This is a genomic window from Kitasatospora sp. Ki12 (assembly GCF_054601375.1).
In genome coordinates this window covers 1,615,162-1,631,818 of record NZ_BAAIHT010000002.1, presented here as the reverse complement: position 1 = coordinate 1,631,818, position 16,657 = coordinate 1,615,162, and the positions used below count along the sequence as shown (strand labels likewise).

10 protein-coding genes are annotated in these 16,657 nt (G+C 74.6%); 7 read left to right on the top strand and 3 right to left on the bottom strand.

Going from position 1 to position 16,657, the window contains the following annotated elements; genetic code table 11:
• The first annotated feature begins 282 nt into the window (after positions 1-282).
• Positions 283-1,713: an MFS transporter gene (locus tag ACYP53_RS24730; protein ID WP_459649004.1), complete on the top strand. Its 1,431-nt coding sequence runs from the start codon at positions 283-285 to the stop codon at positions 1,711-1,713.
• Positions 1,714-2,067: 354 nt separating this feature from the next.
• Positions 2,068-3,258: an IS110 family RNA-guided transposase gene (locus tag ACYP53_RS24725; protein WP_387959312.1), complete on the top strand. Its 1,191-nt coding sequence runs from the start codon at positions 2,068-2,070 to the stop codon at positions 3,256-3,258.
• An 8-nt stretch (positions 3,259-3,266) separates the two neighbouring features.
• Here the strand turns inward: ACYP53_RS24725 and ACYP53_RS24720 are convergent, their stop codons facing one another.
• Both ACYP53_RS24720 and ACYP53_RS24715 read right to left on the bottom strand, forming a co-directional pair.
• Positions 3,267-4,730 carry a purine-cytosine permease family protein gene (locus ACYP53_RS24720; protein WP_459649003.1) on the bottom strand — a complete coding sequence of 488 codons (1,464 nt, stop codon included), beginning with the start codon at positions 4,728-4,730 and terminating at the stop codon, positions 3,267-3,269.
• Between the two features lie 189 nt (positions 4,731-4,919).
• Entirely contained in the window at positions 4,920-6,785 is a 1,866-nt protein-coding gene (locus ACYP53_RS24715) for a peroxidase family protein (RefSeq protein WP_459649002.1), read from the bottom strand.
• Between the two features lie 379 nt (positions 6,786-7,164).
• On the opposite strand from ACYP53_RS24715, the gene ACYP53_RS24710 reads away from it, so the two are divergent.
• From ACYP53_RS24710 to ACYP53_RS24690, 5 genes are read left to right on the top strand one after another with little or no spacing between them, the layout of a single operon-like run.
• On the top strand, positions 7,165-7,587 hold the full coding sequence (locus ACYP53_RS24710) for a CU044_2847 family protein (protein ID WP_189922123.1): 423 nt from the start codon (positions 7,165-7,167) through the stop codon (positions 7,585-7,587).
• A complete protein-coding gene (locus tag ACYP53_RS24705; protein WP_459649001.1) occupies positions 7,584-8,540 on the top strand; it encodes a trypsin-like peptidase domain-containing protein in 957 nt (318 codons plus the stop codon). The genes ACYP53_RS24710 and ACYP53_RS24705 overlap by 4 nt, the downstream gene beginning before the upstream one ends.
• Positions 8,537-10,330: a VMAP-C domain-containing protein gene (locus ACYP53_RS24700; protein ID WP_459649000.1), complete on the top strand. Its 1,794-nt coding sequence runs from the start codon at positions 8,537-8,539 to the stop codon at positions 10,328-10,330. The genes ACYP53_RS24705 and ACYP53_RS24700 overlap by 4 nt, the downstream gene beginning before the upstream one ends.
• Positions 10,327-11,388, top strand: a complete 1,062-nt coding sequence (locus ACYP53_RS24695; RefSeq protein WP_459648999.1) for an AAA family ATPase — start codon at positions 10,327-10,329, stop codon at positions 11,386-11,388. Before ACYP53_RS24700 ends, ACYP53_RS24695 begins: the two co-directional genes overlap by 4 nt.
• A gap of 5 nt (positions 11,389-11,393) precedes the next feature.
• The gene (locus ACYP53_RS24690) at positions 11,394-15,701 is read left to right on the top strand and encodes an SAV_2336 N-terminal domain-related protein (RefSeq protein WP_459648998.1); all 4,308 of its coding nucleotides are present in this window, start codon (positions 11,394-11,396) and stop codon (positions 15,699-15,701) included.
• Positions 15,702-15,713: 12 nt separating this feature from the next.
• On the opposite strand, the gene ACYP53_RS24685 is transcribed toward ACYP53_RS24690, so the two are convergent.
• Entirely contained in the window at positions 15,714-16,586 is an 873-nt protein-coding gene (locus tag ACYP53_RS24685; RefSeq protein ID WP_459648997.1) for a 5-oxoprolinase subunit C family protein, read from the bottom strand.
• Between the last annotated feature and the right edge of the window lie 71 nt (positions 16,587-16,657).

Sequence of the window (16,657 nt, the reverse complement as noted above, 5' to 3'; positions counted from 1 at the left end):
GAAATCAGGCACCCGGCCCCACGGCCGTCCCCGCAATCCGTCCACGAGATGAACTCCGTTTCCACCGGCCCCCCCTTGTGCCGCTCACTGCGACGAGCCGGAGGAATCGACCGGAGCCGAACCACCCGGCGCCATATCCGGAACGGCGGGGTAGACAGCGGATGAGTGATCAATGCAAGCTGACCGCATGGCAGTTGAGACTCTTGACGCGTCGTCGGCAGGCACCGACGGCCCCTTAGCCGGATGTGACCTCGCCGTACGTGACCTCGCCGGCAGGCCCGCATGACCGACACCACGGGCACCACGGGCACCGCAGGTGGTGCCGACAGCAACGACACCGCGGACAGCAACGACAGGGCCGGTGGGCCGGTGCGCCGGCCGGGACTGGCCCTCGGCGTGCTCGCCGGGGCGCTCGCGCTGGACGTCAGCGGCCTCGGCGTGCTCAACGCCGCCCTGCCGTCGATCGGCACCCGCTTCGACCTCGGCGACACCACCCTCCAGTGGGTCATGACCGCCTACGCCGTCACCTTCGCCGGCTTCCTGCTGGTGGGCGGCCGGCTGGCCGACGTGCTCGGCCGGCGGCGGGTGTTCGAGGTCGGCGTCGCGCTGTTCACCGCCTCCGCGCTGGTCGGAGCGGCCGCCCCGGACACCGCGGTGCTGTTGGGCGCCCGCGCCGTCCAGGGCATCGGCGCCGCCCTGTCCGGCCCGGCCGCGCTGGCCCTGCTCACCGAGACCTTTCCGGCGGGCCCGGCGCGCAACCGGGCGTTCGGCGTGTACGCGGCCGTCGGCGCGGCGAGCTTCAGCGGCGGGGTGATGCTCGGCGGCGTCCTCACCCAGTTCCTCGGCTGGCGCTCGGTGCTCTGGTTCTCGGTGCTGCTCGGACTCGCCGTCCTGGCCGCGACCCGGGCCGGACTGCCCGGCGGCACCGGCCACAGCGGCCGGCTGGACCTGCCCGGCGCGATCACCGGCACCCTCGGCCTCACCCTGCTCGTCGTCGGCGTCAGCACCGACGGCGCCTCCGCCTGGGCTGTCCTCGCCGCCGCGGCCGTCCTGCTGGTGCTGTTCGTCGTACGGGAGCACCGCACCGCCGACCCGGTGCTCCCGCTCAGCCTGTTCCGGATCGCCTCGGTGCGGGCGGCGAGCCTGGCGGCCTTCCTCCAGTACACGGCGTCGGTCGGGATGCTGTTCTTCGCGCCGCTCTACCTGCAGGGGATGCTGGACTACTCGCCCTTCGCGTCCGGCCTCGCCCTGGTGCCGATGTCCCTGGCGGTGTTCCTCACCGCCAACTTCGCCACCGGCCGGCTCCTCGCCAAACACGCCCCGCGCACCCTGATGGCCGTCGGCCTCGTCCTGATCGGCGTCGGCACCGCCCTGTGGGTCGGCACCCCGAACGACGGCGGCTACGTGCAGCACGTCCTGCCCGGCCTGGTGCTCAGCGGCATCGGCCAGGGGCTCAACTTCCCCTCCATGACCTCGGCCGGCCTCACCGGCGTCCCGGAGCGACAGCACGCCGTGGCGGGCGCGGTCAACGTGGTCACCCAGCAGATCGGCGCCAGCGCGGGAGTGGCGGTGATGGTCCTCGTCGCCGAGACCGACGACGACCACCTCTCCGGCTACCACCTCGCCTACCTCACCGCCGCCGTCGCCTGCGTCCTCGGCGCCGCCCTCATCGCCCTGCGCCGCGAGCCCCGGCCGGTCCCCGCCGCGGACTGACCCGTTCACTCGCTCACCATCGACGGCGACCCGGAACAGGACGGCGAAAGCGGACCGCCCGGTGGCCGGCTCGGCTGAGCGGGCGACCGGGCGGTCCGGGGTGTCGGGGCGGTCAGACGGTCCTACGTTGTTGATGGGTTGGACGGGCCAGTCGTATGGTCCTGAGGCCCAGAGACGCCGGGTATGGCTTTCAGTCGGTTGCCCTCGATGGTTCCGGTCACCTGGCCGCCCGGCGCCTCACGACGACTCGGCCGCTGATTAGGAGCTGCGAGCCCCTCGGGTGCATCGCTGAGTAGGACCACGCTGGCGAGGTCGTCCGGAGCACTGAGCACGAGCGAGCGACCGGAGGAACAGGTGGCCCAGATCTGGGCGGGCACGGACATCGGCAAGACCCACCACCACTGCGTGGTGCTGGACGCCGAGGGTAGACGGCTGCTGTCGCGCCGGGTGCTGAACGATGAGCCGGAGCTGATGGCCCTGCTCGCCGACGTCCTCGCCCTGGACGAGGACGTGGTCTGGGCAGTGGACGTCGCAGACGGCATGGCCGCCCTGTGGATCAACATCCTGCTCGGCCACGGCCAGCAGCTCGTCTACATACCCGGCCTGGCGGTCAACCGGGCCTCGGCCGGCTACCGGGGCACCGGCAAGACCGACGCCAAGGACGCGACCGTCATCGCCGACCAGGCCCGCATGCGCCGCGACCTCACGGTGCTGCGGCCGGACGACGAGCACGCCGTCGAACTGCGGATCCTCACCGGCCGGCGAGCCGACCTGAGCGCCGACCGCACCCGCCGGATCAACCGCCTGCGCGGCCAACTCACCGGCATCTTCCCCGCGTTGGAGCGATCCCTCGACCTGGACAACCTGGGGCCGCTGATCCTGCTGACCGGCTACCAGACGCCCGCCGCGCTGCGGCGCGCCGGCCGCACCCGGCTGACGACCTGGCTCCGCAACCGCAAGGTCCGCGGCGCCGAGGCCCTGGCCCAGACCGCCACGGAGGCCGCCGAGCGCCAGCACACCACCGTCCCCGGGGAGAAGATCGCCGCACAGGTGATCCACACCCTGGCCAAGGAGGTGATGGGCCTCAACGAGCAGATCGCCGAGATCGACAAGCTCATTGCGGCCCGGTTTCGCGAACACGACCTCGCCGAGGTGATCGCCAGCATGCCCGGCATCGGCCCGCTGCTGGGCGCGGAGTTCCTGGCCGCCACCGCCGGCGACATGAGCCGGTACGGCAGCCCGGACCGCCTGGCCAGCCTGGCCGGAGTCGCGCCGGTCCCGCGCGACTCCGGCCACGTCAGCGGCAACCTGCACCGGCCACGGCGCTACCACCGCGGCCTGCAACGCGTGTTCTACACCTCCGCGCTGATCAGCATCCGCAGCTGCGAGGCATCCCGCCGCTTCTACGAACGCAAGCGCGCCGAGGGCAAGCGCCACACCCAGGCCGTGCTCGCGCTGGCCCGCCGACGAGTGAATGTCCTGTGGGCCCTGATCCGTGACGGACGGTGCTACCAAGGCGACCTCCCAGTCACATCAGCGGCTTGACAACAGCATTAGGAGGTGACCCTGCCGACGGGCTGCTCGACGGAAGCGGCGGCGGGGGTGTTCTCCTGCGGCGCGGGGAGCACGGCCATGATCACGCCGGAGATCACGATGGTCGCCGCCCAGGCGAGCCCGTACCGGCCGACGGGGGTGTCGGAGAGCGGGCCGGCGAACCAGTCGCACGTGGTGAAGGCGAGCCCCATCACCAGGGCCAGCACCCAGGACACCATCGCCTGCCAGCAGAAGCCGCCCACGTACCAGTACCGGCTGTTCCTGGTGGTGTCCATCAGCGCGTCGGCGTCGTAGCGCACCGCACGCGACCGGCGGCGGAACATGTCGACCGCGTAGACGCCGATCCAGGCCGAGAAGGAGACCGCGAGCAGGATCAGGAAGGTGATGAAGGAGCCCAGGAAGCTCTTGGCGACCAGCATCAGCAGCAGGCCGCCGACCAGCGAGATCACGGCGTTGATGCTGACGGCCATGGCGCGCGGCAGCCGGACGCCCATGGTCTGCGCGGTGAAGCCGGCCGAGTACATCGAGAGGCTGTTGATCAGCAGCATGCCCACGATCGCGGTCAGCAGGTAGGGCACGGCCAGCCAGGTCGGCAGCAGGTCGCCGAGGAAGGAGACCGGGTCGGCGGCCTCCGCCAGCCCGGGCGAGGCCACCGCCATCACGGCGCCCATCAGCACCATCGGCACCATCACCAGGCCGGCCCCGGAGACCGTCACGCCGACGATCTTCCGGCCGGAGGCGGCGTGCGGCAGGTAGCGGGCGAAGTCCGGGCCGGTGGGGACCCAGCTGATGCCGCCGGCGGCGATGGTCCCGACCCCGGCGACCATCATCGCCGTGGTGCCCGCGGGCTTGGAGAAGACCTCGTTCCAGTGGATGGTCGCGATCAGGTAGCCCAGCACCAGGACGCTGAAGACGCCGAAGAGGTACGTCGACCAGGTGTTGCAGACGTTCAGCGCCTTCCGGCCCATCCCGGAGACCAGGAAGGTGCAGGCGACGAAGGCGAAGAGCGTGATCACGATCAGGACGGTGTTGCTCTTGACGCCGAACATCAGGTCGAGGACGGTCAGCACGGCGTAGGCGCCGGTGACGGCGTTGATCGTTTCCCAGCCGAACCGGGCGATCCAGAGGATCGCGCCGGGGAAGAGGTTCCCGCGCACCCCGAAGGTGGCCCGGGACAGGGTCGCGCCCGGCGCCCCGCCCCACTTCCCGGAGACCGACAGCACGCCGACCATGCCGAACGACACGAGCGCGGCGCAGGCGGCGACGACCAGGACCTGCCAGAAGTTCAGCCGGTTGAACACCACCAGGGCGGCACCCATGGTGAGCAGCAGCACGCTGATGTTCGCCGCGACCCAGGTCGGGAAGAGCTCGCGGACTCTGCCCCGGCGCTCGTGGTCGGGGACGGGTTCGATACCGCGGGTCTCTATCGCGCTGCCGGTGTCGACGGCGGACGGGTTGTCCATGAGGGTGGCTCCGGGCGTGTGAAGCGGGAGATAAATCGGGCAAATGGAACATCTATGGAACTCTTCGCGCGTAGCGCGGAAGTTGAGTCATCCTACTTGTTCCTGATGTGCCCGATTGATGCGCCCGCTCGCCCGCCCCGTGATCCGGCACCGCTCGCCCGTACCGCCGTCCGGCCCCGCCGTGCCGGGTCAGGCCGCCGCCCCTCCGGCGGTGTGCCACGGCACGAAGGCGTTCGTCAGGCCCGCGAGCGCCGTCCGCAGCTCCGGGTAGTGGCGCAGCAGCACCGTGACCATGGTGTTGTCGTCGATCCAGGCCAGACCGGCCTTCGAGTAGACCTCGGGGGTGTAGTACTCGGTGAAGAACCGGTCGCTGTTCAGCCGCCGTGAGGCCATCAGGACGAAGATCCGGAAGGCCGTGTCGCTGAAGGCGAATCCGGTGGGCAGCTTCTCCGCGTACATCCCGACCGTCACGTCGACCTTCTCGATGTCGCCCTCGTAGACCCGCTCGATCTCCTCGGCCCACTCCGCGTTGTCCGTCAGCTCCCGGAAGCTCCGCGCGGGCTCCAGCCGCAGCAGGCGGCGGAACTCGTTGTAGCGGGGGATCCCGAGTTCCCTGCTGCGCAGGATGTCGGTGGCGGCGAGGTCCTGCAGGTTCCCGTCCGGGCGCCGGTACTCCTGCAGGAACCTCGGGAAGTTGTGCAGGGTGACCAGGCCCGGCGGGAGCGTGCCGAAGCTGTACAGCAGGTCGGCGGTCCGCAGCGTCCCGAGGACCTTCAGCGCGTCGGGCCCCGAGATGTCACGGAAGGTGCACTGCCGCAGGCCGGCGTCGTCGTCGGCGGAGCGCAGGTCCCAGTCGTCGCGGACGAGGGGGTGCATCCGGTAGACGGCCACGAACTCCTCGGTGAGCGAGTACGGGACGCCGTAGTGGTCGGTGTCGCCGCCGGGGATGCCGCTGACGACCTCGCTGTCGCTGATCCGGCCGAACAGCCCGTGCACCCGTTCGCCCGCGACGCCCCACCAGTTGGCCCGGAGCGCGGCGACGGTGGTGGGGTGGCTGATCACGGCCGGCGTCCACTCCACGGTGTGGATCTTGGCGAGGAGCGCGGCGTTCACGAGCCTGGCCCGCTGGAACAGCTCCTCGTCGTCCCAGGACGGGTAGGCGCCGTGCAGGTGGTCGCAGATCGCGTTGTGCTCCCGGACGAACAGGGCGTGCATCATCGCCAGGCCCAGCCAGAAACCGGGAAGCCGGGCGGGGTCGCGGGAGGGGTCCGAGGCGAACGGGCTCTGCCCGTTGTCCCAGGTGTGGAGCCGGCCCAGCTCCCCGGTGCGCAGCAGGCGCTGCTCGGCCTCGTCGGTCCCGTAGATCTGGGAGGCGTCCCACCAGTGGGAGGAGACGTTGACGCGGGTGTCGGGGGTCCCGGCGGGCGCCCGTGGGTCCCGGGTCGGGTCGTCCGGGGTCCGCATGATCCGCATCGGCCGCTCGGGCCACGGGTCGTCGTCCAGGAGCTGCACCTCCCAGGGGCGGTCGGTGGGGCTGGTGCCGTGGCTGAACCAGTCGCGGATCATGAACTGGAGCCAGGCGGCGACCAGGGAGTTGACCGACCCGGCCGGGATCAGCTCGTGCCGGGTCAGCAGGACGCGGCTGACCTCGCGCGGGCTGGGCCCGGTCAGGACCGACTCGGCGGTGGCGGGGGCGATCCGGTCCAGCGGGATGTTGCGGCCGAAGCGCATGCCCGCCATGCCCATGCGCGGCTCGCCGAGGTCGTTGTGGCTGCCGTCGGCGGTCCGGTTGACCTTGTGCTTCGCGGACGGGGGCGCGGGGTCGGGCAGGTCGACGGAGGGCAGCCCGCCGGTGTCGTACAGGTTCTGCTGCCGCAGCCGGACCCGCAGCCCGAGGAGGGTCAGCAGACCGGGGACGACCGGCAGCCGGTCCCAGCCGAGGTGCCGGTCGACGTACTCGGAGGCGCTGGTCACGATCCGCCAGGGGAGCGAGGTGCGGTATCCGCCGCCGGTCCGGCCCGGGGCGGGGTGGTGCGGGTCGCCGGGCGTCGTCATGATGACTCCCCGTGATTGCGGTGACGGGCCGTAAGTGCGGTGACGGGCTGTGATGCTGCGCACGGGGCACCGGGAATCAGCGCGGACCCCTCGGCAGGTGCGCTTCCTCTGTGGACGTCTGATTTCCACGATAGGAGCGTCTCCCCCCGCCCGCGCGCCGGGAACGAGGCCGTCGGCGGCCAACCGCGGCCCGGAGTGACGGCCCGCGCCGCGGTGCGGTGCGCGGCGAGCCGAGGACGGGTCCTCGACCGGGTCCCCGATCGGGCGGGGGATACGAGGTGATCCCCAGTCAACACCGTTCCACGGTCCTATAGTTCTCTCGTCGGACGGGCGCTCGCGCCGGGTTCCGGCCATGCACAGGACTGAGGGGAGTCGGCTCGTGGGGGACGTCATCACGGTGGATCTCGGCGAGGGCGCGTTCGTCCACGCCGAGGTGACGGTGCTGGACCGGGCGGAGACCGGGTTCACGCCGGCGGCCGGTGAGCCGGGCGGGGACGCCGGGGTCCGGGACACGGCCGCGCGGGCGTTCGCGGAGCTGCCGCAGCGGCTGGACGCGGTGCGCGAGGTGGTGCGCAACGTCGGGCGCTGGGCCGCCGACAGCGTCTCGGGCACCGGGCCCGCCGTGCCGGACACGCTGGAGATCGAGTTCGGGCTCAAGCTGGCCGTCAAGTCGGGTGCGCTGGTGGGCGTGCTGGCCGAGGCGGGCGGCGAGGCGTCGTTCACGGTGCGGATGAGCTGGGACACCGCCCGGGTGGCGGCGGCCAGGGCCGCGCGGGCCGCGACCCCCGACGGCGACCGTTGACCGGCCCGGCCGCCCGGGCCGCCGCGGTCGAGGTGCGGGACGGTCACTCCTTCCTGGGCAGCGGCTTCCTGGTGGCGCCCGGCACCGTGCTGACCGTCGCCCACGTGGCGCGCCGGGCCCTGAACGGCCCTTCGGTGTCCGGAAGCTGGGGGAGCGCGAAGACGGCGGGACCGGCCCGGCTGTTCCCGGCCGACCCGGGGACGGGCCGCTTCCACGCCTTCCCGGACCTCGCCGTGCTCACCCTCGAAGTCCCGGTCGCGCCACCGGAGCTCGTCCTGGACCCCGAGGTGCCGCCCGCCGGAACGCCGGTGCTGGTGGCCGGATTCTCGCCCCACACGCCGACGAACGGCGTCCACGACGACTCCCTGCTGCTCACCGTGGCGGGACCGGCCGCCGACTACGTCCGGGTGACCGGCGACGAGGTGCGGGACGGCTTCAGCGGCGGCATGGTGATCCGGCTGGACACCGGGGCCGTCTGCGGGGTGCTCAAGGGCAGCCGGGACTTCGAGGGCGTGCGCGGCGGCTGGTTCACGCCGCTGTCGGCGCTGGCCGCCGTGCTGCCCGCCGACGACCCGCTGCGCGCACGCCTCGCGGCACCGCCGGTCGCCCCGACCGCCGCCCTGCCCGTCGCTCCGCCCGTCGCTCCGCCGGTCGCCCCGCCCACCGCGCGTCGGCTGCTGCCCGTCCTGCTCCGGGTGCCCGGCATGGACGACCCGGACTTCCGCCGCGGGGTCGTCCGGACGGCGAACGAGACCCTGGCCGACCCGCTGAACGTCGCCTACCGGGCCCACGACACCGACCATCTGCTGGAGTTGGCGCAGGCCTGCCTCTCCCACCGGGACCCGTGGGCCGCCCTGGCCGCAGTGGTCGAGGCGCTGGACCTGCTGCGCCCCGGCACGGCCGCCGTCGACGACCTCCACGCGCTCACCGGCCTCCCGGAGGGCGGTTCGTGAAGGACGTCCGCATCCTGCTCGCCAAACTGAGACTCAAGGCCGATGCCGAACCGCCCCCCGGCGAGCCGGCCGGCCGGGAGCCGTGGTCGGCCGGCGCGGACGCGGTGCTGCACGACTTCCTCTGCCAGGTCCCCGACCTCCACCAGCCGGACTTCCGCCACCTCGTGCTGGCGGACCTGGGCCGCCGGCTCGGGCTCGCCACCCCGTTCGCCGTCGCGGACAGCGCCCAGGCGGTGGACCACCTCATGGACCTGGTCCACGCCTGCCGCCGCTGGCAGGACCCGCTCCGCGCGCTCGCCCGGCTCGCCGACAGCATCCGCACCCTGCGACCCGGCACCGCCGCCGTCGGCTGGCTGGACGCCGCCGTCGACGCCGTCACGGAGAAGGGCCTGCTCACCCCGGACGCGCAGCACGCCCTGCTCCGGACGCTGCGCTCGCTGAGCCCCCAGCCCCGGCCGGCCGAGGTGCTGCGCCTGGTGGAGGCCGCCTGCGCCGGACGGACCCACCCGGTCCGCGCGCGGGACGGTCTGGCCGAGGCGGCGAGCCGGCTCAACCAGGCCCGGCTGGACGACGCGCCCCCGCTGCTGCTGGGCTTCCTGGCCCGGCTCGCCGCGACGCGCCCCGGGCCCGAGGGCGCCCAGCTGAAGGAGCTGGTCAAGCGCCACGCCCATGAACTGGGGCTGACCGAGGGCGACCTGGCCGAGCCCGTGACGTCGTGCGGGGGCGCCTTCAGCGCCCGCACCGGCCCCGCGCAGCGCCACCCGCTGGTCCTGCAGATCGCCCTGGACGACGTCTCGCCGGTCGGCTCGGAGGCCGAACCCGTCTACGCCTTCGAGGCCGCCCTCTACGACACCACCGAACAGCCCTGGCGGCTGATCTCCAAGCGCGCGGGCGACGAACCCGTACCGCAGTCCGCCCTGCGCGCCCGCGGCAGCCGCCACCTGACCACGTGGGGCGAACTCGCCGCCGCCGCGGCCGACGCCGAGGGCCTGCGGGTGGAGTTCCTGCTGCCCTGGTCCCTGCTCGGCCACCCCGCCGAACTCTGGCCGATGGACGAGGACGACTACCCCGTCGGCATGCACTTCCCCGTGATCGTGCGCTCGCTGGACCGGATCAGGGCCGCGTTCTGGCACACCGCGTGGAAGAACAAGTGGCGGGCGCTGGAGGCCACCCTGGAGAACTGCGGCCAGGACACCGTCGCCGACCTGCCCGGCTGGTTCGTCCACACCGAGGGCGCGGCCCCGCTCGACGCCGAGGTGACCGGACGCACCCTGCACATCGGCGGCACCAAGGGCGACGTCCGGCGCTGGCTGGACAGCCGGCCGCTGACCGCCGTCCTGGCGCTGTCCTTCCCGTACGCCTACCACCCGAAGCGCCGGGCCGTCCCGTACCAGGCCGTCAAGGACGCCGTCCGCGAGGGCATCCCGGTGATGATCTGGCGGCGCGACACCGACGGAAGCCCCACAGAACTCCACGTACTGCTGGGAGAGTTGGCCGCCGGCCAGCTGGCCGGGCTGGCCGCCCACGTGCAGCGCCGGCGCCGGGCCGCCAGCGAGGACGACCGGACGGACCTCGGCCACCACATCACGCTGCTCTGGGACGAGCCCGGACACGCGGCCTGGCTCACCCCGGCCCCGTTCCGCGCCCCCGTCCCCGCCTCGGCCGCCCCCACCGCCGCCCCCACCGCCGTCCCCGCGCCGCCCGGCGCCGGCGCACCGGCCCCGCTCGTTCCCGCGACACCCGCCCCCGCCCCGCCCGTCTCCCCGACACCGGAAGGACCCCACGCATGACCACCGCCCAGGACGACGCGGCGATCCCGGACTGGTGGATCTACCGCTCCACCGGCGCCCCGCACGACGGCATCCGCGACCTGCCCGACGCCCCGCCCTGGCGCTCCTTCCGCCGCGAGGACGAGGAGCGCGCCGACCTGCCCGTGCCCCCGGAGATGGACACCACGACGGCCGCCCGCAAACTCGGCCGGGCCCACCAGGCCGCCGCCTACCAGGCCGACGAGAAGGAGATCCACCTCGTCAACATGGCCCTCCACCTGCGCCGTCCGCTGCTGGTCACCGGCCCGCCGGGGGTCGGCAAGTCCACGCTCGCCTACAGCGTCGCGCACGAGCTGAAGCTCGGCCCGGTGCTGCACTGGCCGATCACCAGCCGCTCCACCCTCCGCGAGGGCCAGTACCACTACGACGCGATCGGCCGCCTCCAGGACACCGGGCTGCGCCCCGCCGACGCCGACGGCCGGCCCGGGCCGGCCCCCGGCATCGGCCCCTACCTGCGGCTCGGCCCGCTCGGCACCGCGCTGGTGCCCTGGGACCGGCCCCGGGTGCTGCTCGTCGACGAGATCGACAAGGCCGACCTCGACCTGCCGAACGACCTGCTCACCGTCTTCGAGGAGGGCGAGTTCGTCATCCCCGAACTCAGCCGTCTGGACGAGGAGCACGCCCGGGTGACGACCGCCGACGACGAGGGCTGGGCCGCCCTGCACCGGGGCCGGGTCCGCTGCAGCGAGTTCCCGCTGGTCATCCTGACCAGCAACGAGGAGCGCGAGTTCCCGCCCGCGTTCCTCCGCCGCTGCCTTCGCCTGGAGATCCCCCGCCCCGGCCCCGACAAGCTGGCCCGGATGGTCGCCGCCCACCTGAGCGGTCCGGCGGCCGTCCCCGCCGAGGTCCGCGAGCGGCTGATCGCCCGCTTCCTCGCCAAGCAGCACGAGGAGGGCGCCGACCTCGCCAACGACCAGCTGCTCAACGCCCTGCTGATGGCCACCCGCGGACTGTGGGACGACGACGCCGGACGGCGGCTGGTCGACCGTCACCTGCTGCGTTCCCTGGAAGAGCGCTGACCTCGATGCCCGCCGCCCGCCCCGTGCCCGCCGAGCTGCTGCGCCAGCTCGGCCGCCTGCTGACGGCCGACGGCGCCGAGCCGGGCGGCAGCACCGACCCGCGCGACCTGGCCGACGTGCTGTGGCTCGCGCGGGTCTGCGGGATGCGGCCGGACGAGTCGCCCGGCACGACGGGTGATCCGTCGGTGCCGCCCGCCGAGCTGCCGCCGCTGCCCGCGATCGACGCGGAGGCGGACGAGCGGGCGACGGCGGCCTGGAGCGCCGCGCTGCGGGCGGCGGTCGACCGGGTCGTGGAGGAGCAGGCGGGGGAGGGCGCTCCGGTGCCGGCCCGGACGCCGCGGCAGGGCCTGCCCGAGGGGGCGGCCGGGGCGGTGCCCGCCGCGGCGGGGGCGCCGGTGCCGGAGCCCGTCGTCCCGTTCTTCCTGCCGTCCGTCCCGGGCCCGTCGGAGCCGGCCGACGCACCCGCGGCCACCGTCCGCACCCCCGCCCGGCCCGCGCTGACCGGCACCCTCGCCCTCTCCCGCGCCCTGCGCCCGCTGCGCCGCACCGTCCGGTCGGCCCACGAGTTCGTGCTGGACGAGGAGGCCACCGTCTCCGTCTCCGGCCGGGCCGGACTGCTGCTCCCGGTCTGGCGGGGCGCCCCCGAACGCTGGCTCGACGTGGACGTGGTGGTCGACGGCGGACCGACCATGGCGGTCTGGTCCACCCTGGGCGACGAGCTGGTCGGGCTGCTCCGCCGCCACGGCGCGTTCCACCGGGTGCGCGTCTGGTCGGTGCACGACCGCGCCGGGGCACCCGTCCTGACCCCGCGCGGGGTGGGGGCGGCGCAGGGCGGCGGCATCGGGCCGGCCGCGGATCCGCGCGGCCGTCGGATCGTGCTGCTGCTCACGGACGGCGTCGGCCCGCTCTGGCACAGCGGCGCCCTCGCGGCGGCGATGCGCGAGTGGAGCCGGCAGGCGCCGGTCACCGTCCTCCAGGTGCTGCCGCGGCGGCACTGGCACCGTACGGCCCTGCGGCCGGTTCCGGCGCGGGCCCGGGTACGGCCGGGGGTTCGGCCGACGGTCCACTACGCCCCGGACGACGAGGGCTGGGCCGACCCCGGGACGGCCTGGGCCGGGGTCCTGGAGCTGCGGGCGGACTGGCTGGCGCCGTGGGCCCGGATGCTGTCGGGGCGGGCCTCGGACTGGACGCCGGTGCTGGCGGTGCCGTTGGACGGCCCGGCGCGTTCCGGCGAACCGGACCCGGCCGGAGCGCCGGCCCCGGTGGCCGAGGAGAAGCCCGCCGACCTGCTGGCCCGGTTCCGCCGGGAGGCCTCGCCGACCGCGTACGAGCTCGCCGGGTTCCTCGCCGCCGCGCCGCTGAGCCTGCCGGTGATGCGGCACGTCCAGGCGGCCATGCTCGGCGACTCGTCGGCGACGCACCTCGCCGAGATCTACCTGTCCGGGCTGCTGGAGCGCCGCTGCCCGGAACGGCCCGGGGAGGACCCGGAGGCGGTGCTGTACGACTTCCGCCCCGGTGTCCGGGACCGGCTGCTCGGCACGCTGACGAGGCGCGAGTCGGCGACGGTGCTGCGCGTGCTGGCGGGGGTGTCGCAGTCCGTGGCGGGCGCGTTCGGCGGGACGCTGGACTTCCGCGCGCTGGCGGCGCTCGCGGACGCGGGTACCGGCGGTGGTCCCGGACTGCCGTCGGAGAGCGTGCCGTTCGCCGAGGTGGCGGTCGAGGTCCTGCGGGGCCTCGGCGGCGCGGACCGTGCGCTGGCGGAGCGGCTGGCGGTCAGCCTGCCGGCGGGGTCGCGGGTGCGGGAGGCGGGGGCGGCGGCCCGGAAGGGGGAGCGGCGGCCACCGGAGGCGGCGCCGGGGGAGGGGAGGACGGAGCAGGCGGGAGCGCCCGTGCCGCCGCCCCCGGCCGGCACCGACCCAGCGGGGTGGCTCCCCCCGTCGGACGAGGCGGACGCCGCCCGCCCGGAGCGGCGCTGGTGGCAGCGGCGCAGGACCACGACCACCGGGGCGACCGCCGGACCGCCGCCGGCGTCCGCGCCCGAGCCCGCCCCGCCGACCTGGAACAACCTGCCGCCGGGCCTGCCCGACATGACGGGCTGGGAGAGCCGGCTCGTCCAGGTCGAGCGCATCCTGCACCCCGGCCGCTCCGCCGCGGACGTCCGGCGGGCGGCCCACCCGTCCGAAGGGCGTTCGCTCTGCCTCGTCCAGGGCCAGGAGAACACCGGCAAGACCACCGTCGCCCTCGCCTATGCGCACCTGCACCTGACCGACTACTCCCTGGTCTGGTGGGTGGACGGCCGCAGCCACGAGACCATCGCGCAGTCCCTCGACCACCTGGCCACCCTCCAGGGCCTGCCGCTCGACGGCGACGTCGCGGGCGCGCTGAACCAGTGGCTCGCCGAGCACCCCGGCTGGCTGATCGTCATCGACGACCTCGCCCGGGAACTCCCCGAGGACGAACGCTGGATGGCCGGCTACTCGCCGCGCGCACTGGTGGGCGACCGCTGGCCGCCCGACGGCTTCGGCAGCGTCCTGATCACCTCACGGGTGGCGACCAACACCGGTGCCGTCCTCCAGGACCACACCCTCCACCTCCTCGCCGACCAGTGGCGGCCCGAGCCGCTCGCCACCGCGGACACGCCGGACGACGACCTGGCGGCCCTGCCCGGCCTGCTCGCCCGGGCCACCGACACCGCCGCGCCGCCCAGCGCCGGGTCCCGTCCGGCGCCTCCGTCACCCGAGCCCGAAGAGCGGGTCGCCTACGGTCCGTTGCTCGACCAGCTGGCCGGAGAGGACGGGGAGGCCCTGGACGTCCTCAAGGCCTGCACCTTCCTCGCCGCCACCGGCCTGTCCATCGAGCTGATCAACCAGGGCCTGCTGGCCGCCGGCGGTGAGCCCGGCACCGGCGTCGAACGGGAGGTGCCCCGGCTCTCGGCCGCGGTGATCAGCAAGCTGTCCGCCCGGCGACTGCTCCGGGTCGCCCCGAACCACCGCGGATCGGCCGCCCTCAGCGTGCCCGTCCCGCTGCAACAGTCCGTCCGGGCCCGGCTGACGGCCGGTGAGCGGAAGGCCTGGGCGATGGCCGCCGTACGAGCCGTGGTGGCGAGCTTCCCGTCGGACCCGACACCCACGGAACGATGGCCCGCCTGCACGGCCCTCCTGCCGCACGCCCACACCGTGCTCCAGCAGCCCGGCCTCGACGACCGCTCGCTGCGTCTGCGCGCCGAACTCCTGCACCAGCTGGCCAGGTTCCGGGCCGCCCAGGGCGAGTTCGACTCGGCCGAGGCGTACCTGCGCCAGCGCCGCTTCCTGGTCCGTGAACTGCCGGCCGGGTCGGCGGACGTGGACGCCGCCCTGCTGATGGCCAGGGTCCTGCACGGAGCCGGTCGCTACGCACACGTCCTCGAGTACGTCGAGGAGGTCCTGGGCGGCGACGGCGAGCGCGACCTCAGGACCGTGCAGGCCCACCGGCTGGCCGCCGCGGTCCTCCGCGAGTCGTACCTGCTGGAGGAGTCCAGGACGCAACTGCGGGCCGCCCGGGCGACCCTGACCCCGACCTCACCCGCCGGCCTCCTCACCCGCCTGGAGATCCAGCGCGAAACGGCCCTGACCGAACTGGAGGCCGGCCGGCTGGCCGAGGCCGAGGAGCAGCTGGAACTGGCGTGGACCGGGCTGCTCCGCCTCGGATCGGACCGGCCGCGCAACGCGGACCTGCTGGAGGTGACGATCCGTCAGGACCGCGCGCGGATCTCCCTCCTCCAGGGCCGCCCCAGCCTCTCGGTCTGCGAAGTCCTCGCGGCGAGCATCCGCAAGGCCGGGAAGCGGCACGACACCGAGGGCCTCGACGTGATCATGAGCGCCAGCGAGACCCTGGTCGACATCACCCGGGCGGCCCTCGACGAGCTGAAGCCCCGTGAGCAGGCCGGGATGGACACGTACCGGAGCCTCTGGCAGGGGCGGGTGACGGCGCTGACGGCCATCGCCGAGGCGGTCCTGGCGTACCGTCGGGAACACGCCGGGGAGCAGCCGCACCGACTGGCCACCGCCCTCGACATGTACGGCATGCTGCTGTCCGCGCTGGGCCGGTTCGGGCCGGCGGAGGAAGTCCTCGGCGAGGCCGCCGGTCTCCACCTCGCGGTGCACGGCGACCACCACCCGGCCTGGGCCGAGAACCGCTGGCGGCTGGCCCAGGTCCTGGCCGCCGCCGGCCGTCGGCAGGCCGCTCGGCAGCTCGCGCAGCACGCCCACGTCCTCCTCGGCTACCGCCTCGGCGACGACCACCCCCGGCTCACCCCCGTCGCCCGGATGCTGTGACGGGTTCTCGTCTCACCCTGCGGTGGCGGGCCGTGCCACCGGGCTGAAGCGCACCGGGGTGCCCGGGGCGGCCTGGGCGGCGGCGGGCAGGGCGGTGGCGGGGACGACGCCGACGACCGGGTAGCCGCCGGTGGTCGGGTGGTCGGCGAGGAAGATGACCGGGCGCCCGCTCGGCGGCACCTGCACGGCGCCCAGCACCATGCCCTCGCTGGGAAGTTCACCCTCCCGGGCGCGCTCCAGGCCCGGCCCGTCCAGGCGCAGCCCGATGCGGTTGCTGGTCGGCGAGACGCGGTAGTCGGCCCGGGCCAGGGAGGCCAGCGAGCGCGCGGTGAACCAGTCGTCGCGCGGGCCGAGGAGCAGCGGCAGCACCACCACCTCCGGCGCCCCCGAACACGGCACCACGTCCGCCCCGCCCGACGCGCCCGACGGCTCCCCGAGCGGCAGCGCGTCCCCGGCCGCCAGCGGCGGCGGCCCCAGCCCCGAGAGCAGGTCGGTCGACCGGCTGCCGAGCACGGGGACGACGGCGATCCCGCCCGCGAACGCCACGTAGCTGCGCACGCCCCGGGTCGCGGGCCCGACCTCCAGCAGCGCCCCGGCGGGCAGCCGCACCGGGGCGGCCCAGGCAGCGGGCCGCCCGTCCACCCGTACGGCGCACGGCGCCCCCGTCACGGCCACCGTCACCGCGCGCTCCACCCGCACCGCGCAGCCCAGCAGGGTGGTCTCCAGCGTGGCCGCCGTCTCCGGGTTGCCGACCAGCCGGTTGGCCAGCCGGTGCGCCGGCCGGTCCAGCGCGCCGGAGCGCGGCACCCCCAGGTGGGCGTGCCCGGGCCGGCCGAGGTCCTGAACGGTCGTCAGCAGGCCTGGGCGGGCGACGGTGACCGTCATCGACTCTCCTCGATCGCGAACCGGACTCCGGTGCCCGGCGCGAGCGGCGCGACGGGCTCCCGCGCAGGGTC